The organism is Streptomyces sp. NBC_00012, assembly GCF_045040875.1.
Classification (GTDB): Bacteria; Actinomycetota; Actinomycetes; order Streptomycetales; family Streptomycetaceae; genus Streptomyces.
Genome location: NZ_CP108309.1, coordinates 7,998,398 through 8,017,020, shown reverse-complemented (window position 1 = coordinate 8,017,020; position 18,623 = coordinate 7,998,398). Strand labels below are relative to the sequence as shown.

The 18,623-nt window shown below is 70.1% G+C and carries 16 protein-coding genes and 1 pseudogene; 7 read left to right on the top strand and 10 right to left on the bottom strand.

Annotated features, from left to right (window positions below; all coding sequences use genetic code 11):
- The first annotated feature begins 104 nt into the window (after positions 1 to 104).
- Positions 105 to 557, top strand: a complete 453-nt coding sequence (locus tag OHA19_RS36125; protein ID WP_405709320.1) for a nitroreductase family deazaflavin-dependent oxidoreductase — start codon at positions 105 to 107, stop codon at positions 555 to 557.
- Positions 558 to 594: 37 nt separating this feature from the next.
- On the opposite strand, the gene OHA19_RS36120 is transcribed toward OHA19_RS36125, so the two are convergent.
- Complete coding sequence (locus OHA19_RS36120; RefSeq protein ID WP_405752966.1) at positions 595 to 1,809, bottom strand: geranylgeranyl reductase family protein; 1,215 nt, start codon at positions 1,807 to 1,809, stop codon at positions 595 to 597.
- Between the two features lie 183 nt (positions 1,810 to 1,992).
- Here OHA19_RS36120 and OHA19_RS36115 point away from each other — a divergent pair, with 183 nt between their 5' ends.
- Positions 1,993 to 3,357 carry a dipeptidase gene (locus tag OHA19_RS36115; RefSeq protein WP_405709326.1) on the top strand — a complete coding sequence of 455 codons (1,365 nt, stop codon included), beginning with the start codon at positions 1,993 to 1,995 and terminating at the stop codon, positions 3,355 to 3,357.
- A 305-nt stretch (positions 3,358 to 3,662) separates the two neighbouring features.
- Positions 3,663 to 4,235: an MBL fold metallo-hydrolase gene (locus tag OHA19_RS36110; RefSeq protein ID WP_405752964.1), complete on the top strand. Its 573-nt coding sequence runs from the start codon at positions 3,663 to 3,665 to the stop codon at positions 4,233 to 4,235.
- On the opposite strand, the gene OHA19_RS36105 is transcribed toward OHA19_RS36110, so the two are convergent.
- Positions 4,194 to 5,231, bottom strand: a complete 1,038-nt coding sequence (locus tag OHA19_RS36105) for an NUDIX domain-containing protein (protein WP_405752961.1) — start codon at positions 5,229 to 5,231, stop codon at positions 4,194 to 4,196. The two genes, OHA19_RS36110 and OHA19_RS36105, sit on opposite strands and share 42 nt — an antisense overlap.
- 268 nt (positions 5,232 to 5,499) lie before the next feature.
- Between OHA19_RS36105 and OHA19_RS36100 the strand changes: the two genes are divergently transcribed.
- Positions 5,500 to 5,712, top strand: a complete 213-nt coding sequence (locus OHA19_RS36100) for an excalibur calcium-binding domain-containing protein (protein ID WP_405752958.1) — start codon at positions 5,500 to 5,502, stop codon at positions 5,710 to 5,712.
- Between the two features lie 39 nt (positions 5,713 to 5,751).
- Here the strand turns inward: OHA19_RS36100 and OHA19_RS36095 are convergent, their stop codons facing one another.
- From OHA19_RS36095 to OHA19_RS36085, 3 genes are read right to left on the bottom strand one after another with little or no spacing between them, the layout of a single operon-like run.
- Complete coding sequence (locus tag OHA19_RS36095) at positions 5,752 to 6,633, bottom strand: carbohydrate ABC transporter permease (protein WP_405753366.1); 882 nt, start codon at positions 6,631 to 6,633, stop codon at positions 5,752 to 5,754.
- Positions 6,634 to 6,671: 38 nt separating this feature from the next.
- Positions 6,672 to 7,586, bottom strand: coding sequence for a carbohydrate ABC transporter permease (locus tag OHA19_RS36090; protein ID WP_405709338.1), 915 nt, complete (start codon positions 7,584 to 7,586; stop codon positions 6,672 to 6,674).
- A gap of 46 nt (positions 7,587 to 7,632) precedes the next feature.
- Positions 7,633 to 8,922 carry an ABC transporter substrate-binding protein gene (locus OHA19_RS36085; protein WP_405753365.1) on the bottom strand — a complete coding sequence of 430 codons (1,290 nt, stop codon included), beginning with the start codon at positions 8,920 to 8,922 and terminating at the stop codon, positions 7,633 to 7,635.
- Positions 8,923 to 9,189: 267 nt separating this feature from the next.
- Here OHA19_RS36085 and OHA19_RS36080 point away from each other — a divergent pair, with 267 nt between their 5' ends.
- Positions 9,190 to 11,223 carry an NPCBM/NEW2 domain-containing protein gene (locus tag OHA19_RS36080; RefSeq protein WP_405709341.1) on the top strand — a complete coding sequence of 678 codons (2,034 nt, stop codon included), beginning with the start codon at positions 9,190 to 9,192 and terminating at the stop codon, positions 11,221 to 11,223.
- 94 nt (positions 11,224 to 11,317) lie between these two features.
- On the opposite strand, the gene OHA19_RS36075 is transcribed toward OHA19_RS36080, so the two are convergent.
- A complete protein-coding gene (locus OHA19_RS36075; protein WP_405709344.1) occupies positions 11,318 to 12,274 on the bottom strand; it encodes an ROK family protein in 957 nt (318 codons plus the stop codon).
- Between the two features lie 181 nt (positions 12,275 to 12,455).
- Here OHA19_RS36075 and OHA19_RS36070 point away from each other — a divergent pair, with 181 nt between their 5' ends.
- Both OHA19_RS36070 and OHA19_RS36065 read left to right on the top strand, forming a co-directional pair.
- Positions 12,456 to 13,484 (top strand): LacI family DNA-binding transcriptional regulator, encoded by a 1,029-nt coding sequence (locus OHA19_RS36070; protein WP_405709347.1) that lies wholly within the window; start codon positions 12,456 to 12,458, stop codon positions 13,482 to 13,484.
- A 64-nt stretch (positions 13,485 to 13,548) separates the two neighbouring features.
- Positions 13,549 to 14,389: pseudogene (locus OHA19_RS36065) on the top strand (alpha/beta fold hydrolase).
- Between the two features lie 16 nt (positions 14,390 to 14,405).
- Here OHA19_RS36065 and OHA19_RS36060 read toward each other — a convergent pair.
- The 4 genes from OHA19_RS36060 to OHA19_RS36045 form a co-directional block, all read right to left on the bottom strand.
- Complete coding sequence (locus OHA19_RS36060) at positions 14,406 to 15,704, bottom strand: DUF6986 family protein (protein ID WP_405721204.1); 1,299 nt, start codon at positions 15,702 to 15,704, stop codon at positions 14,406 to 14,408.
- 178 nt (positions 15,705 to 15,882) lie between these two features.
- Complete coding sequence (locus tag OHA19_RS36055; RefSeq protein ID WP_405709350.1) at positions 15,883 to 16,845, bottom strand: electron transfer flavoprotein subunit alpha/FixB family protein; 963 nt, start codon at positions 16,843 to 16,845, stop codon at positions 15,883 to 15,885.
- Positions 16,846 to 16,950: 105 nt separating this feature from the next.
- Positions 16,951 to 17,736 carry an electron transfer flavoprotein subunit beta/FixA family protein gene (locus tag OHA19_RS36050; protein ID WP_405709352.1) on the bottom strand — a complete coding sequence of 262 codons (786 nt, stop codon included), beginning with the start codon at positions 17,734 to 17,736 and terminating at the stop codon, positions 16,951 to 16,953.
- Between the two features lie 204 nt (positions 17,737 to 17,940).
- The gene (locus tag OHA19_RS36045) at positions 17,941 to 18,447 is read right to left on the bottom strand and encodes a flavin reductase family protein (RefSeq protein ID WP_405709355.1); all 507 of its coding nucleotides are present in this window, start codon (positions 18,445 to 18,447) and stop codon (positions 17,941 to 17,943) included.
- Positions 18,448 to 18,623: the final 176 nt, after the last annotated feature.

Genomic DNA, 18,623 nt, shown 5'->3' with positions numbered 1-18,623 from the left:
GAGCACCGACCACTAACGAGAGCAGTGCTCTTGCTTTTGGGCACCCATCCCGTGCACACTGATCTCAAGCGAGAGCACCGCTCTCAAAGCCTTGGGGAGTCACCATGTCTCAGCCGTACTACCTTCGCGGCAGCGCCCTCAACGTCTGGATGAACGGCATCGTCGGCCGGCTCGCCCGCCACGGCGTCAGCATGTTCGGCTCGGCCGAGATGTCGGTGCGCGGCCGCAAGAGCGGGCAGCTGCAGCGCATACCCGTGAACCCCCACACCCATGAGGGCACGCAGTACCTCGTCTCCGCCCGGGGCCACTCCCAGTGGGTGCGCAACATGCGGGCCGCGGGCGGCGGCGAGCTGCGGGTGGGCCGGAAGGTCCGGGCCTTCACCGCCGTGGAGATCCCGGACGACGAGCAGAAGTCGCTGATCATCCGCACCTACCTGGAGCGGTGGGGCTGGGAGGTCAAGGACTACTTCCAGGGCGTCACCGCGAAGTCCTCGGACGCCGAACTACGGGCGGCCTGCCCGGATCACCCCGTCTTCCGGATCAGCGTGGAGCGCTGACCCCGCGGCCGGGCAGGCGGCAGTTCGATCGGAGCCGCTAGCGGTCCATCGCGTTCAGCGCCCGCTGCGCCAGCGGATGCGTACGGACCAGCTCGCCGAGCGAGGTCGTGCCACGGGTGATTCCGGCGAACGCGTTCCAGGCCGGACGGAATCCCGTGAGCACCGCGTGCAGCACCCCCGGACGGCGCTCGAACAGCTTCAGCATGCGCCGTCCGACGCCCATCTCGACGCCGAGCCCCGCCTTGACGGCGAACGCGTAGTTCAGCGCCTGGCGCCTGGCGTCCACCGCGTCGTGCGACTCCGCGATCCGGACCGCCCACTCGCCGGCCAGCCGCCCCGACCGCAGCGCGAAGGAGATCCCCTCGCGGGTCCACGGCTCCAGCAGCCCCGCCGCGTCGCCGCACACCAGCACCCGCCCGCGTGACAGCGGCGAGTCGTCGCTGCGGCAGCGCGTCAGATGACCGGAGGAGATCTTCGGCTCGAAGCCGGCCAGGCCGAGCCGGGCGATGAAGTCCTCCAGGTACCGCTTGGTTCCGGCCCCGTCGCCCCGCGCCGAGATCACACCGACCGTCAGGACATCGCCCTTGGGGAACACCCAGCCGTAACTGCCGGGCATGGGGCCCCAGTCGATCAGCACCCGCCCCGCCCAGTCCTCCGCGACCGTGGCCGGAACCGGGATCTCCGACTCCAGGCCGAGGTCCACCTGGTCGAGCTTCACCCCGACATGAGCCCCTATCCGCCCCGCGCTGCCATCGGCACCGACGACCGCGCGGGCCAGGACCGTCTCTCCGCCGGACAGCACCACGGCGACCGTGCGCCGGTCGGGCACCGAGGCGCCGTGCTGCTCGACCCGTGTCACCGTCGCGCCGGTGCGGAGCTCGGCGCCCGCCTTCTGCGCCTCCTCGACCAGGCCCGCGTCGAACTCCGGGCGGTTGATGAGCCCGAAGAGCATCCGCTTGGAGCGGCGGGTCCGTGCCAGCCTGCCGTTGAGCGAGAACGTGACCGCGTGAATCCGGTCCCGCAACGGCAGTTCGAACCCGGGCGGCAGCGAATCACGCGAAAACCCGATGATGCCGCCGCCACATGTCTTGTACCGGGGAAGCTCCGCCTTCTCGAGGAGCAGCACCCGTCGGCCGGCGACTGCCGCCGCGTATGCCGCCGAGGCTCCGGCCGGTCCACCGCCGACTACGACGACATCCCACACGGACGACTCTTCGTGCTCCTGTACGGCGTCTGCGTTCTCGCTGCTCACGATGTGCTTCTGCTCCCGATCCCACCAGTGGCCCATGCTGCTCACGGCATCCTACGGCGCGTTGCTCCCGGCCCCCGCTGTGGGAGGATCGACCGTACGTTCATCCTGCATGCGACGCCGCACACTCGGTGCCCATGTGGCCGGATTCGTATACATAACGTCGCACCCACGAGGAGCGTGCCCATGACCGCCCGTCCGATTTCCGAGACCATTGCCTCGCTGATGCCCCGCGCCAAGGCGGAGCTGGCCGAGTTGGTGGCCTTCCAGTCGGTGGCGGATCCCGCGCAGTTCCCGAAGAGCGAGTGCGAGGCGGCCGCAGACTGGGTCGCCGACGCGCTGCGCGCCGAGGACTTCCAGGATGTCGCCCTGCTCGACACCCCCGACGGCACCCGGTCGGTCTACGGCTTCCTGCCCGGCCCGGCCGGTGCCCCGACCGTACTGCTCTACGCGCACTACGACGTGCAGCCGCCGCTCGACGAGTCCGCCTGGCTCTCGCCCCCGTTCGAGCTGACGGAGCGCGACGGCCGCTGGTACGGCCGGGGCTCGGCCGACTGCAAGGGCGGCTTCATCATGCACCTCCTCGCTCTGCGCGCCCTCAAGGCCGACGGCGGCGTCCCGGTTTCGGTGAAGGTGATCGCCGAGGGCTCCGAGGAGCAGGGCACCGGAGGTCTGGAGCGGTACGCGGAGGCGCACCCCGAGCTGCTGGCCGCCGACACCATCGTCATCGGTGACACCGGCAACTTCCGGGTCGGTCTGCCGACGGTCACCGCCACGCTGCGCGGCATGACGATGCTGCGGGTCACCGTCGACACCCTCGAAGGCAACCTGCACTCCGGGCAGTTCGGCGGCGCCGCCCCGGACGCGCTGGCCGCGATGATCCAGCTGCTGGCCTCGCTGCGCGCCGAGGACGGCACCACGACCGTGGACGGGCTCGCCACGGACACCGAATGGGACGGACTCCAGTACCCGGAGGCCGATTTCCGCAAGGACGCGAAGGTCCTCGACGGGGTCGGACTGATCGGCACGGGCACGGTCGCCGACCGCATCTGGGCCCGGCCCGCCGTCACGGTCATCGGAATCGACTGCCCGCCGGTGATCGGCGCGACGCCGTCGCTCCAGGCGAGCGCGCGGGCGCAGATCAGCCTGCGGGTCCCGCCGGGCCAGGACGCCGCCGGGGCGACCGAGCTGCTGATCGCCCATCTCGAGGCGCACGCCCCGTGGGGTGCCAGGGTGACGGTGGAACAGGTCGGCCAGGGCCAGCCGTTCCGAGCGGACACCTCCAGCCCGGCGTACACGTCGATGGCTCAGGCGATGGAGGTCGCGTACCCGGGCGAGAAGATGCAGACGTCCGGCATGGGCGGCTCGATCCCGCTCTGCAACACCCTCGCCGCTCTCTATCCCGAGGCCGAGATCCTGCTGATCGGCCTGAGCGAGCCGGAGGCACAGATCCACGCGGTGAACGAGAGCGTGTCGCCCGAGGAGCTGGAGCGGCTGTCGCTCGCCGAGGCCCTGTTCCTGCGCAACTACGCGGAGTCCAAGCAGGTCTGACCCCACGCCGTGCGATCCGGAACCCCGCGGACCCCCGGCGCACCGCCGGACCGCGGGGTTCCGCGCTGTCGGCACGGCCGCACGGCACACGGCCGCTACGCGCTGAGCGAAGCTCGCCCACAGCGTAGATCCGTCCGGCGGGCGGGTACGTCCACGTACGTTCGCCGTATGGATGTCGTCGAAGTACTCCCCGGCTGCACCTGTTCCGCTTCCCCATCGGCCAGGCGTATCTGTGGCAGGACGGTGCGGACCTCACCCTGATCGGCGCGGGCGACATCGACGCCGCGCCCGCGATCGAGGGCGCGGTGCGCGGTCTCGGTCTGGACCCGGGACGCATCGGCCGGATCGTGATCACTCACGGGCACTGCGACCACTACGGCGCCGCGCAGGAGCTCGCCGACCGGCACGGCGCCGAGATCCTCGCCCATGGCCTGGACGCCGCGGTGATCCGCGGCGAGGAGGTCATCGCCGATCCCGTACTGCTCGAATGGGAACGCCCTCTGTGGGAGCACGCTCGGGCCGTTCCCGCCGCCCCGCCGACCCGGGTCGACCATGAGCTGGCCGACGGCGACGAGCTCGGGTTCGGCCCGGGGGCGCGGGTGGTCCACGCCCCCGGCCACACCCCCGGCTCCATCGGCATCCATCTCCCGCGGCACGGCGTGCTGTTCACCGGGGACTGCGTGGCCAGGGTCGACCGGGTGATGCTGGGCGTCTTCAACATCGACCGGGCGCAGGCCGTGGCCTCGTTCCGGCGGCTGGCCGCGCTGGAGCCGGCCACGGTCTGCTTCGGGCAGGGCGATCCGCTCACCGCGGACGCCCCGGCGCTGCTGCGCGCCTCAGCCGACGGGGACTCCGGCCTCCAGGTTGAGCACGGCTGACCGTTCGCGGGCGCGCAACGCCCAGCGCAGCCGTTCGTACCGGGTCGGGGGCAGCATGGTGGCCGCCTCCGCCTCGGTGACGAACCGCCAGCCGCGCAGTTCGGAGCCGGGCAGCAGCAGCCGCTCGGCGTCCGCGCCGGTCAGCAGGCCGCCGTCGAAGAGGAGCCGCAGGCCGCCGTAGCCCGGCGGCCGGGGCGCCTCCCAGTCGACGACGAGGAGTTTCGGCACCCGGTCGAGACGGATGCCTATCTCCTCGGCCACTTCACGGATCCCGGCCTGGGCCGGTGCCTCGCCGGACTCGACGACTCCGCCGGGGAATTCCCAGCCGGGCTTGTACGTCGGGTCGACGAGCAGCACCCGGTCGTGCTCGTCGAAGAGCAGGACTCCGGCCGCCACGGTCTCCGCGGTCGGCTCGGGTGTCTGCACGATCTCGCACGGGGTGGCGGCGCCGCTGCCGACCGCCTCGGCGATGCGCTCGGCCGTCTCGTACGGGGTGAGCGCGCCGGTGTCGATGGCGTAGGCGTCCGGGGTGAGCCAGTCGAGCGCGGCCCGGTACGGCTCGATGTGCTGGCGGGCCCATTGCCGTACCCGGTCGCTGTGCACCGGATCGTCGGGATGCTCCACACGGTCGGCGATCCGTTTGCGCAGGATCGTTTCCTCAGCCGAGAGCAGGACATGACGCACCGCGATGCGCCGGGAGGCCAGCCCTCCGAAGATCTCGTCGCGGTACTCCTGCCTCAGCAGAGTCATCGGCACCACCAGCACACCGGACACCTCGGCGAGCAGGGCCGCCGCGGTGTCCACCACCAGACGCCGCCAGATCGGCAGGTCCTGGAAGTCCGTCACCTCGGCGAGTCTCTTCTGGGGCAGAAGCTGTCGCAGCCCCGCGCCGACCAGTTCGGGGTCGTAGAAGGTACTGTTCGGGATCAGATCGATCAGTTCACGCGCGGCGCTCGTCTTGCCCACGCCGAACGCACCGTTGATCCAGACGATCACGGTTCCCCCTCTTCCGTAGCCCCCTGTGGCTTGCCCGCAACACCCTGCCGCGAAAACCCGGTTGTGGCGATGCCTGTTCCCCGGGCGGAACCGACGGCTGTCCGCCTCCGACAGCCCCGGCAGCTGCGACAACCTCCGGGCGCCTTCCGGACGGCCACGGCCCTTCCACTTGGTCTTCACAATTTCATCACCACCGGAATATTCGAATCCTGGGTACTTGCCGGGACCGTTACGGTCATCTCTCCATGAGCAGCACCAGGGGGGACATATGTCTCAAAGCCCGCAACCGCCGTGGGGGCCACCGCCCCAGCCGCCCGGCAACACCCCATACGGGACCGCCCGTTCCGCCGGACCGCCGTCCCGGATGGGCTACGCCAACTGCTCCGCCGCGCGCGCTGCCGGCGCCGCGCCCGTCCACACGGGTGAGCCCGGCTACGGTCGCCATCTCGACCGGGACGGGGACGGGGTCGGCTGCGAATAGCGGCCGCCCGGAGCGGTCCCGCTCCCTCGGGTCCGGTGACTACCCCTTGCTGGACCCGAGGGTGAGGCCCGCGATGAAGTGGCGCTGGAGCAGCAGGAAGACCACGAGTGTGGGCAGGGCGACGATCACCGAGCCCGCGGCGAGCAGGTTGTAGTCGGTGAAGAACTGGCCCCTGAGGTTGTTCAGCGCCGAGGTGATGGGGAGCTTGTCGCCGTCGGAGATGAAGACCAGCGCCCACAGGAAGTCGTTGTACATCCAGGTGAACTGGAGCGTCCCGAGCGCGGCCAGGGCCGGGCGGCACAGCGGCAGGGTGATCCTCCAGTACCGGGTCCAGACGCCCGCACCGTCGACGACGGCGGCCTCCAGGATCTCCTGCGGCAGGGTCCGCATGAAATTGGCCAGGACGAAGACACAGAAGCCGAGCTGGAATCCGACCTGTACGACGATGACGGCCCAGTACGAGTCGAACATCGTCATCGAGTCGGACATCCAGTAGGGCAGCGGGATGCGGTTGAACACCACGTACAGGGGCGTCACGATCATCTGCTGGGGCAGCAGGTTCCCGGCGGTGAAGAGCATCAGCAGGACCAGCCCGCCGCGCATCTTCAGGCGCGCCAGCGCGAAGGCCACGAACGAGGCGAGGAAGAGGGTGACGAGTACCCCCGGGACCGCGATGATCATGGTGTTGACGAAGTACTTCGTCATGCCGGAGTCGGAGAACGCCTGGCGGTAGTAGTCCAGGGAGAGATGGCGGGGCAGCGAGAAGTAGCCGTGCTCGGCGGTCTCGTCGTACGGCCGCAGCGATGCGTACACCGCGAGCAGCAGCGGGGCGAGGAAGGCGAGGGAGACCGCCATCAGGAAGGCGTGGACTCCGATCCGGCCGGGGCGGATCCGGCGCCGGGCGGCGGGGACCGGTGGCACGGGCTGTGCGGCGGGACGGGCCTGGGCTGCTTGGACGGTCAACGGTTCTTCTCCCCTCGGAGCTCCTGGACCAGGTACGTCACGACGAACCCCAGGGAGACGGCCAGCAGGACGACGGCGATGGCGGAGCCGAAGCCGATCCGGCTGGCCTCGCCGATGATGTTGTCGGTGACGAGCACCGAGAGCAGTTCGAGTCCGTTGCGGCCGTGGTTGACCGCGTACACGATGTCGAACGCGCGCAGGGACTCGATGACGGTGATGACGCCGACGATGACGTTGACCGGCCGCAGGGTGGGCAGGACGATGCGGAAGAAGGTCTGGGCCTCGCCCGCCCCGTCGATCGCCGCGGCCTCCTTCAGCGAGGGGTCGACGGCCTTCAGTCCGGCGAGGTAGAGGATCATCACATAGCCGGTGTGCCGCCAGGCGGCGGCGAGCATGACCATCCAGATGTTGAGGTCCGGGTCGCCGAGCCAGTCCGTCGGTGAACCCGTGTCGCCGATGACCGCGTTGAGGGCGCCCTGGTCGCGGGAGAAGACCAGCTGGGCGATGAACCCGACCACGGCGAGCGACAGCACGACGGGCATGTACAGCGTCGACTGGTAGAAGCGGCTGAAGCGCACTCCCCGGTCGATGAGCACGGCCAGCAGCAGTCCGAAGGGGGTGGCGACCAGGCCGAGGAAGGCGAGCCAGAGCAGATTGTGCCGGACCGCGGGCCAGAACTGCGGGTAGTTGGTGAAGAGGTTCTCGTAGTTCTGCGTACCGACCCACTTGATGTCACCGATGCCGTCCCAACCGGTGAAGGAGAGCACCACGGAGGCGAGGGCAGGCCCCCAGACGATGGCGATGTCGAGCAGGACGGGTATGCCGAGCAGCACACCGAGTACGGCGAGGTCGCGGCCGGTGAACCGCCGCGAGACCCGCCGTCCGGTGCGCCGGGCCGGGATGAACGACACGGTCGGTACTCCAGATTCGGTCGGATGCCATCGGGGTCGTCCGGGGTCAGTCGACGGCGAAGATGGTCTTCTTCTGCCGTTCGATGTCGTTGACCAGGCCGTCCACGTCGTTCGGGTCGTTGATGAACTTCTGGATCGCGGGGATCATGACCGTGGAGGAGAAGTCCGGCCTGGTGTCCCGGTCGAGGAACTGGGAGATCTGCTTCGCCCCGGAGACCAGCTCCACGGCCTTCTTCTGGAGCGGTGAGTAAGCGGAGATGTCCGCCTGGTCGCTGACCGCGATGTTGTTCGGGTCGCTCTTCAGGTAGATGTCCTCGGCCTTCCCGGTGGCCAGCCACTTGAGCAGGTCCTTGGCGCTCTCCAGGTTCTTGCTGTTCTTGAGGTTCTTCGACTTCTTGGCCAGCAGGAAGCCGTCGATGGGTGCCTCGACCGCGTCCTGCCCGTGCTCCGGATCGATCACGGGGAAGGGGAAGAAGTCGATGTCGTCCTGTTCGCCCTTGGGGAACTGGGCGCCGGGGTGCGGCAGTCCGAGGACGGCCATGCCGGCCTCCTTCTTCTGGAGGCTGTTGGCGGCCTCCTGCCAGGTACGGCCGTTGGCGCCCTGCTGGCAGTACGGCAGGAGCCGGCGCCAGGTGTCGAAGACCTCCCTGACCCGCTTGTCGGTCCAGGCGACCTCGCCCGCCATCAGGCTCTTGTGGAACTCGTAGCCGTTGGTCCGCATGTCGATGTAGTCGAAGGTGCCCATGGCGGGCCAGCCGTCCTTGTCGCAGAACGCGATGGGGTCGAGCTTGTCCTTCTTCATCTGTTCGGCGAGCGCCACGTATTCGTCGAGCGTCCTCGGCGCCTGGTAGCCGCGGTCGGCGAACAGGCTCTTGCGGTGGAAGACGGCCCACGGATAGTAGTAGTACGGCGTGAGGTACTGCTTGCCGTCCGCTCCGGTGGACTGGGCCTTCAGCGCGGCCGAGAAGCCCTTGTAGTCCTGCCAGTTGTCGCTGATGTCGTGCAGCAATCCCTTTTCGGCGAAGAATTGCATCCGGTTGCCGGCGAACCACATGAAGACATCGTCCGGCTTGCCCTGCAGATACCGGTTGATGTTCTCCTGGAAGGTGTTGTGGTCGACGGTGTTGACCCGCACCTTCCGCCCGCCCGACTGAGCCTCGTACGCGGCGAATGCGTCGTCGAATGCCTTCTTCGGAACCGGGTCGGAGGAATTGGACCCCAGGGTGATCGTCTTCCCGTCCCCACCGGGTCCGCTCCCGCACGCGGCGAGCAGCGCGGGCAGCGCCACCGCTCCGGCACCAACGGCCGCACCACGCAGCAGACTTCGCCGGGACATCCGATGTCCCGCGACGCTGCCCGGCACACCTGACCTGTCGTAATCAGACTGCGTCATGCCCCGCTCCTCCGGAGATGCAACCCAACACAACCGAACGTGCGATTGGATCTCACCCCCAACTGATGGAGCCGTCAAGGGTTTTGACGAGATGTCGGACAACCGTCGCAGCTCCCCTTCCAACAGAGTTCAACACGCCCTAACGTAATCACACGCTTTGGCGTGCACATGTCGTCATCCGATCATGGACGAGTATGGAGGAACGTAACGATGCGTCATCTTCCAACCCGTACAACCCGAACCAGCCGTCGCGGAGTCGTCGGAGCACTGATGGCCGGGCTGCTGTGCGTCGCGGGAACCGCCGTTCCCGCCGTCGCGGACTCGCCCGTAGCCGCCCGCACCGTGACTCCGCAGTCCGGAAACGGCCTTGCGCTCACCCCGCCGATGGGTTTCAACAACTGGAACTCGACGCACTGCCGGGCCGAGTTCGATGAGTCGATGATCAAGGGCATCGCCGACATCTTCGTCGAAAAGGGTCTCAAGGAAGCGGGATATCAGTACGTCAATCTCGACGACTGCTGGGCAAAGCCACAGCGCAATGCGGACGGCAAACTGGAGGCCGATCCGCAGCGATTCCCGAACGGCATCAAAGCCGTCGCGGACTATGTCCACTCCAAGGGCCTCAAGATCGGCATCTACACCAGCGCCGGCACCAAGACCTGCGACAGTGTGGGTCTCCCGGGCGCGCTGGGTCATGAGTTCAGCGACGCGCAGCAGTTCGCGGACTGGGGCATCGACTATCTGAAGTACGACAACTGCAACAACCAGGGCGTCGACGCGAAGAAGCGCTACACGACGATGCGGGACGCGCTGGCGGCGACCGGCCGCCCGATCGTCTACAGCATCTGCGAATGGGGCGAGAACAAGCCCTGGGAGTGGGCCGGCGAGCTCGGCAATCTCTGGCGCACGACCGGCGACATCAACGACAGCTGGGGCAGCATGCTGTCGATCATGAAGAAGAACCTTCCCCTGGCTGCCGCCGCCGGCCCGGGGCACTGGAACGACCCCGACATGCTGGAGGTCGGCAACGGCGGCATGACGGACACGGAGTACCGCACCCACTTCTCCATGTGGTCCGTGATGGCCGCGCCGCTGCTCATCGGCTCCGATCTGCGCAAGGCGAGCGCGGAGACCTTCGAGATCCTCTCCAACCACGAGGTCGTCGCGGTCGATCAGGACCCGCTCGGCAAACAGGGCACCGTGCTCTCCTCCGCCGGCGGACGCTGGGTGGTCGCCAAGGAGATGCAGGACGGCAGCCGCGCCGTCGCCCTCTTCAACGAGACCGGCAGCGCCCAGCGCATCGCGACGACGGCCACGGAGGTGGGGCTGCCGCAGGCCGACGGGTACACGATGCGCGACCTGTGGGAACACAGGTCGTACAACACGGCGGGCACCCTGGCGGCGACCGTCCCGGCGCACGGGACGGTGCTGCTGCGCGTCGCCGCCGACGACACGTGGGCCGCGCAGCCGCCCGCGCTGGAACTCGGCCTGGGCAACCGGCCGTTGATCGCGGCCGGGCGGACCGCCACGCTGACCACCACGGTCACCGATCTGGGCCGCACCCCCGCCAGGTATGTCTCGGCGCTGCTCACCGGCCCCTCGGGCTGGCAGGTGAAGGCGGTCTCGCCGACCGCTTCACCGGCCCTGCCGACCGGCCGGTCCCTGACCACCCGCTGGCAGGTGACGGCCCCCGCGGACGCCACCGGTGCCCACGACCTGACGTTCGCCGTCCGGTACCGCTCGCCGGCCGGCACACGGGTGAGCTCCACGGTCCCCTTCCGGGCCCATGTCGTGGTCGCGCCACCGGCGGGCGGCGGCTACCTGAGCGATCTGCCGCAGCTCTCGGCCGCCAACGGCTGGGGCCCGGTCGAGAAGGACACCAGCAACGGCGAGAGCGGTGCGGGTGACGGCAGTCCGCTGACGATCGGCGGCGAGGTCTTCGCCAAGGGCCTCGGCGTGCACGCCGACAGCGCCGTCGAGTTCTACACAGGCGGGGCGTGCAGCACCGTGACGGCGCGGGTCGGGGTCGACGACGAGAAGGGCGCCAAGGGGACGGTCGCCTTCGAGGTCTGGGCCGACGGTACGAAGGCGGCGTCGACCGGTGTGCTGACCAACGCGATGCCCGCCCAGCCGCTCAGCGCCTATGTCAGCGGCGCGCAGGTGGTACGTCTGGTGGTCGGCGACGGCGGGGACGGCGTCGACTCCGACCACGCCGACTGGGCGGACCTCCGGATCGCCTGCTGACGAGGGAGCGAGGTGGCGGCCACGCCGTCGGGCGGGCTCCCGGGACATCGCCCCCAGGAGCCCGCCCGGCGCACCTCGCGCCCGCTCCGCCCGGTCAGCCCCGGGCGGCCACCACGCCGCCCGGACCCACCCGCGCCGCCGCGGCGGCCGCACCGACCAGTCCCGCGTCGGTACCCATCACCGCCGGGGCCACCGTGATCTGCCGGATGAAGGAGAGCGTGGCGTACTGGCTCAGGGCCCGGCGCAACGGCGTGAAGAGAACGTCTCCCGCACCGGCCACTCCCCCTCCGATCACCGCGATGTCGATCTCGACGAGCGTGGCGGTGGCGGCGATCCCGGCGGCCAGTGCCTGAGCGGCGCGCTCGAAGGAGGCGACGGCGATCCGGTCCCCCACGCTCGCCGCGTCGGCCACCGCGGCGGCCGAGACATCACCGTCCGGCCCGGGCCGCCAGCCGGCCTCCAGCGCCCGGCGGGCGATGTTCGGACCGCTGGCGATGCGCTCGACACAGCCACGCGAACCGCACGGGCAGGGATCGCCGTCCAGGTCCACGCAGACATGACCGATGTGCCCCGCGTTGCCCGTGGGGCCGGGATGGAGCGTGCCGCCGAGGACGAGCCCGCCGCCGACACCGGTCGACACCACCATGCAGAGCGCGTTGTCGTAGCCGCGGGCGGCGCCCAGCCAGTGCTCGGCGGCCGTCATCGCGACCCCGTCGCCGACCAGCTGCACGGGCAGCCCGCCGACCGCCTTGCCGACCCGTTCCACCAGCGGGAAGTCCCGCCAGCCGGGGACGTTGACCGGGCTGACCGTACCGGCCGCTGCGTCGACCGGACCCGCGCTGCCGATACCGACCGCCGTCGCCCGCCCCCACAGCGGCGAGCCGGACAGCTCGGCCAGGACCTCCGTCACGGCCCCCATCACCGTCTCGGCGCTCTCGCGGGCGGGCGTCGGCCGCTGCGCCCGTGCGAGGAGCGAACCGCCGCCGTCCACCAACGCGGCGGCGATCTTGGTGCCGCCGATGTCCAGCGCGGCGACGAGGTCGGTATGCATCGGTGTGGCTCCGTGAGTAGAGGGCGGGGACCTGCGGCTTCTGGAAACAGTCTGCTCAGTCTCCATTCTGCTGACAACGTTGTCCAGGGCCTATGCTCGTCGGCACAGCCGGTCCGGCCGCCTCCGTGACACTTCCACGGATCCGCCGGACCGCCCGCACCCGAGGACAGGACAGCGCACCGTGGCCGAGACCACCCGTCACTCCGAGACCCGTTACGGCAACCGGCCGACCATGAAGGACGTGGCGGCCCGCGCCGGAGTGGGCCTCAAGACGGTCTCGCGCGTAGTCAACAGCGAGCCGGGGGTCACGCCCGACACCGAACGCCGGGTCCAGGAGGCGATCGAGGCGCTCGGCTTCCGGCGCAACGACAGCGCGCGCGTCCTGCGCAAGGGCCGCACCGCCTCGATCGGCCTGGTCCTGGAGGACCTCGCGGACCCGTTCTACGGGCCGCTGAGCCGGGCCGTGGAGGAGGTCGCCCGCGCGCACGGCGCGCTGCTCATCAACGGGTCGAGCGCCGAGGACCCGGAGCGCGAGCAGGAGCTCGTGCTAGCGCTGTGCGCGCGCCGGGTGGACGGGCTGATCGTGATCCCCGCCGGTGACGATCACCGCTATCTGGAGCCGGAGATAAAGGCGGGCGTCGCCACCGTCTTCGTGGACCGCCCGGCGGGCCGGATCGACGCCGACATGGTCCTCTCCGACAGCTTCGGCGGCGCGCGCGAGGGGGTCGCCCATCTGATCGCGCACGGCCACCGCCGGATCGGCTTCATCGGTGACCAGCCGCGTATCCACACCGCGACTGAGCGGCTGCGCGGGTATCACGCGGCGATGTCGGACGCCGGGATCGCCGTCAAGGACTCCTGGGTCTCGCTCGGCTCCACCGAACCCGCTCGGGTCAGAGCGGCCGCCGAGGCGATGCTCGCGGGCCCGGAGCCGGTCACGGCCCTCTTCGCGGGCAACAACCGTGTGACGGTCACCGCGGTCCGCGTGCTGGCCGAGCAGGACCGCCGGATCGCGCTGGTCGGCTTCGACGACATCGAGCTCGCCGATCTTCTCGGCATCACCGTCATCTCCCAGGACGCCGCGGCCGTGGGCCGGACGGCGGCCGAGCACCTCTTCCGCCGCCTGGACGGCGCGGACCACGCCCCGGCACGGGTGGAGCTGCCGACCTCCCTCATCCCCCGCGGCTCCGGCGAACTGCCGCCCGCCTGAGCGGGACGGACGGCCCCGCGTAAACCGATTGCCGGTTCCGTCGTCCGGTCATCAGGACGGCGCCGTGCCCACCTTCACCGCTGACGACGGAACCGAACTCGCCTACCACCTCAAGGGCGAGGGTGAGCCGCTGCTCGTCCTGCCCGGAGGCCCGATGCGAGCCTCCGCCTACCCCGGCGATCTCGGCGGTCTGTCGAGCCGGCGCCGGCTGATCATGCTCGATCTGAGGGGTACGAGGGATTCCGCCGTACCCGCCGATCCGGCGACCTACCGCGTGGACCGACAGGTCGCCGACGTGGAGGCGTTCCGCGAGCACCTCGGCCTCGACCGGGTGGACGTCCTCGCACACTCGGCGGGTGGCGATCTCGCGCTCCTCCACGCGGCCCGGCATCCGCGGCGCGTCCGTAACCTCGCGCTGATCACCGCCCGTGCGCGCCCCCGGTGTCGACTTCACCGAGGAGCACCACAGCGAAGCCATGGCCCTGCGCGCGGGAGAGCCGTGGTTCGCGGCCGCGCACAGCGCGTACGACGCCGTCCGGGCGGGCGAAGCGACCGACGACGACTGGGACGCCATCGCCCCGTTCTTCTACGGCCGTTGGGACGGTGCCGCGCGGGCACACGCCGCCGCCGACGCCGAGCAGAGCAACTACGCAGCCGCCGACCGCTATGCGGCTCCCGACGCCTTCGATCCCGCCGAAGCCCTCGACGCGCTGGCCGTGTGGGATGCCCGGGTCCTGGTCCTCGCGGGCGAGCTGGACAGCGGTCCGCTGCCCCGGGTCGCGGCCACGATCGCGGGGTTGTTCCCCCGGGCGGAGCCGGCCGTCCAGCCGGGTGCCGGTCACTTCCCGTGGCTCGACGATCCCCGGTGCTTCACGGGGATCGTCGAGACCTTCCTGCAGGGGTGACCCTACGGTCTGGGCCCTATGGCGCCGTCACCGTCAGCCCGCCGCGCCGCGGCGAGGCGAAGGCGTCCAGGTCGTCCCGCGTCAGCCCGGTCAGCCGGGCGACCTCGGCGGTGTCCAGGGCACCGCAGTCGATGCCGCGCAGCAGGTAGCCGCTGAGGGCCTTGGCGGTGGCGGGCTCGTCCATGACGTCGCCACCGGCCTTGGCCACGTACGCGGCGAGGCGGGCGGCGGCCTGCTCCAGGCCCTCGCGGTAGAAGGTGTAGACAGCCGCGTAACGGGTCGGCAGGTGGCCCGGGTGCATGTCCCAGCCCTGGTAGTAGGCGCGGGCCAGGGCGCGGCGCGTGAGGCCGTAGTGCAGCCGCCAGGCCTCGTGGACCTGGGGCGTGGGGCCGACCGGGAGGACGTTGGTCGAGCCGTCCGAGACCCGTACGCCGGTGCCGGCGGCGGCGACCTGCATGACGGCCTTGGCGTGGTCGGCGACCGGGTGGTCGCTGGCCTGGTACGCGGCGCTGACGCCGACGCAGGCGCTGTAGTCGAAGGTGCCGTAGTGCAGACCGGTGGCCCGGCCCCGCGCCGCGCCGATCATGCGGGCGACCGCCGCGGTGCCGTCGGCGGCGAGGATGGACTGGCTCGTCTCGATCTGGATCTCGAAGCCGAGCCGCCCGGCGGGCAGCCCGTGCGCCTCCTCGAACGCCTCGAGCAGCCGGACGAAGGCCGTGACCTGCTCGGGGTACGTCACCTTGGGCAGCGTCAGGACCAGCCCGCCGGGAAGGCCGTCGGCCCGCATCAGACCGGTGAGGAAGATGTCCGTGGTGCGGATGCCGCGGTCGCGTACGGCAGCCTCCATGCACTTCATCCGGATGCCCATGTACGGGGCCGCCGTGCCGTTCGCGTACGCCTCCGAGACCAGGCGGGCGGCGCGGGCCGCGGCCTCGTCCTCCTCCGCATCGGGGCGGGGGCCGTAGCCGTCCTCGAAGTCGATGCGGAGGTCCTCGATCGGCTCGCGTTCCAGCTTGGCGCGCACCCGGTCGTGGACGGGCCCGGCGAGTTCGGCCGGGATGCCGAGGACGGCGGCGAACGAGGCGGCGTCGGGGGCGTGCTCGTCGAGCGCCGTCAGTGCCTGGTCGCCCCAGGACCGGATGGTGCCCGCTGCGAAGGTGTCGCCGGGTACGTAGACCGTGTGGACCGGCTGGCGTGTGCCCGGGTCCCCGGGGTAGCGGCGTGCCAGCTCGGCGTCGACCGCGGTGAGGGAAGCGCTGATCTCCTCGCTGACCGCACCTGCGAGGCTCGTTGCCACCTTCTCCTGCTGACCCATCTCCACACCCTCCACAGTCACGCTATTTCCGCTTCCTGGAAACAACAATCCGTATAGTGAAGTTATAAGGCTGTCGGACCTGCGTCAATGGTGACCGTAAACGGTCCGGGGCCGTGTGGTGCGTGTGCACCGCACGGCCCCGGACCGTCGGACGGGGGTGTCCCGGCTCGGCCGGGGGTCAGCCCTTGCGGGCCTTGACCTCGTCGGTGAGCTGGGGAACGACCTGGAAGAGGTCACCGACGACGCCGTAGTCCACGAGGTCGAAGATCGGCGCCTCGGCGTCCTTGTTGATCGCGACGATCGTCTTCGAGGTCTGCATCCCGGCCCGGTGCTGGATCGCACCCGAGATCCCCGACGCGATGTACAGCTGCGGAGAGACGGACTTACCGGTCTGGCCGACCTGGTTGGAGTGCGGGTACCACCCGGCATCCACCGCCGCACGCGACGCACCCACGGCCGCACCGAGCGAGTCCGCGAGCGCCTCGATCAGCGCGAAGTTCTCCGCACCGTTGACACCACGGCCACCCGAGACCACGATCGCGGCCTCGGTCAGCTCCGGGCGGCCCGACGCCTCACGCGGCGTCCGCGCGGTCACCCTCGTCCCCGTCGCCAGCGCCGAGAACGCCACGGGCAGCACCTCGACCGCACCCGCGGCCGCGAACGCCTCGACCGGGGCCGAGTTCGGCTTCACCGTGATCACCGGCGTACCCCGCGACACCCGCGACCGCGTCGTGAACGACGCCGCGAACGCCGACTGCGTGGCCACCGGACCCTGCTCACCGGCCTCCAGATCCACCGCATCGGTGATCAGACCCGAACCGATCCGCACCGCGAGCCGCGCCGCGATCTCCTTGCCCTCCGCCGACGACGGCACCAGCACCGCCACCGGCGACACCGCCTCGTACGCCGCCTGCAACGCATCCACCTTCGGCACCACGAGATACCCGGCGAACTCCGCATCCTCCGCCGTCAGCACCCGCACCGCACCGTGCTCACCCAGCACCGCCGCCGTACCGGAAGCACCCGCACCCACCGCGAGCGCCACCGGCTCACCCAGCCGACGCGCCAGCGTCAGCAACTCCAGCGTGGGCTTGCGAACCGCACCGTCCACGTGATCGACAAAAACCAGAACTTCAGCCATGGGACTTCAATCTCCTGCGAGTAACGAAGAAACAGGGGGAACACAACCCGAACCCGAACCGACAACACGGCCACGGAACCAGGACCGCGGAGTGCGGGAAACAGGTCAGATGAACTTCTGGCCCGCCAGGAACCCGGCCAGCTGCCGGCCGCCCTCACCCTCGTCCTTCACGATCGTGCCCGCCGTACGCGCCGGACGCTCCGCCGCCGAATCCACCACACTCCAGGAACCCTCCAGACCGACCTCGTCCGCCCCGATCCCCAGATCCTCCAGATCCCACGACTGAACCGGCTTCTTCTTCGCCGCCATGATCCCCTTGAACGACGGGTAACGCGCCTCACCCGACTGGTCCGTCACCGACACCACCGCCGGCAACGACGCCTCCACCTGCTCCGAGGCACTGTCACCATCACGACGGCCCCGCACCACCCCGCCCCCGACCGACACCTCGGACAGCAACGTCACCTGCGGCACACCCAGACGCTCCGCCAGCAACGCCGGAACCACACCCATCGTCCCGTCCGTCGACGCCATCCCCGAGACCACCAGGTCATACCCGGCCTTCTCCACAGCCTTCGCCAGCACCAACGACGTACCCATCACATCACTGCCGTGCAGACCCTCGTCCTCGACGTGAACCGCCTTGTCCGCACCCATCGACAACGCCTTGCGCAACGCGTCCTTGGCATCCTCCGGACCCACCGTCAACACGGTGACCTCCGCATCGTCCGCCCCGTCCGCGATCTGCAACGCCTGCTCCACCGCATACTCATCGAGCTCCGACAGCAGACCGTCCACATCCTCACGGTCCACCGTCAGGTCATCGGCGAAATGCCGGTCACCGGTGGCGTCGGGCACGTACTTCACACAGACAACGATCCTCAAGCTCACGCCGGCTCTCCTACTGCATCGTCATTTCCGGGCTGCCTTGTTGCACGCAGCATAGGCGCCTGATGGGGCGGTTTCCGGTCGAGGCGACCGACGCCTCGACCGGAAATATTACTAGCCAGTACACCCAGCGGCTCACTCATGAGCAAGCGCTTGGAACTGTGATATGCCCAACGTACGGCACCCCCATGTGGCGCCCGGGCGGAGTCAGTCCCGCAGCGCGTTGAAACGGCCCTGGTGATAGATCAGCGGACGGCCGCCTCCGGCCGGGTCTCCGACCACGGCCTGCGCGATCACGATCCGGTGGTCCCCCGCCGGGACGCGGGCGACCACGCGGCAGACCAGCCACGCCAGTACGCCGTCGAGCACCGGCACTCCTTCGGGGCCGCTGCGCCAATAGGTGGACGGGCCGAACCGGTCGGCGCCACTGCGGGCGAATGTGGCGGCCAGCTCCTGCTGGTGCTCGCCGAGTATGTGGACGCCGATGTGCTCGGCCTCGGCCAGGACCGGCCAGCTGGAGGACGCGGTGCCGACCCCGAAGGAGATCAGCGGCGGCTCGGCGGCCACGGAGTTGAGGGAGGTGGCGGTGAAGCCGACCGGCCGGTCACCGGAGGCGGTGATCACCGCCACACCGGCGGCGTGTTGCCGGAAGACCGAGCGGAGCAGTTCGGGAGAAGCCGTGCGGGGGGTACCGAGCTCGGGCGATGCCGTCATGAACATGTCCTTCTGCGGAAGGGGCTGACAGGGCCTTGGTTGCTCAGGCACCCGGACAGCGCGCACTCGCGTTGCGGGCGAGATCCACGTGGACCCGGCCGTAGAGAAGGACTTCCGGCGGCATAGCGTCAGACTGACGATGCGTGGCGGGCGCAGTCAAGAGCGTTCCGCGATGT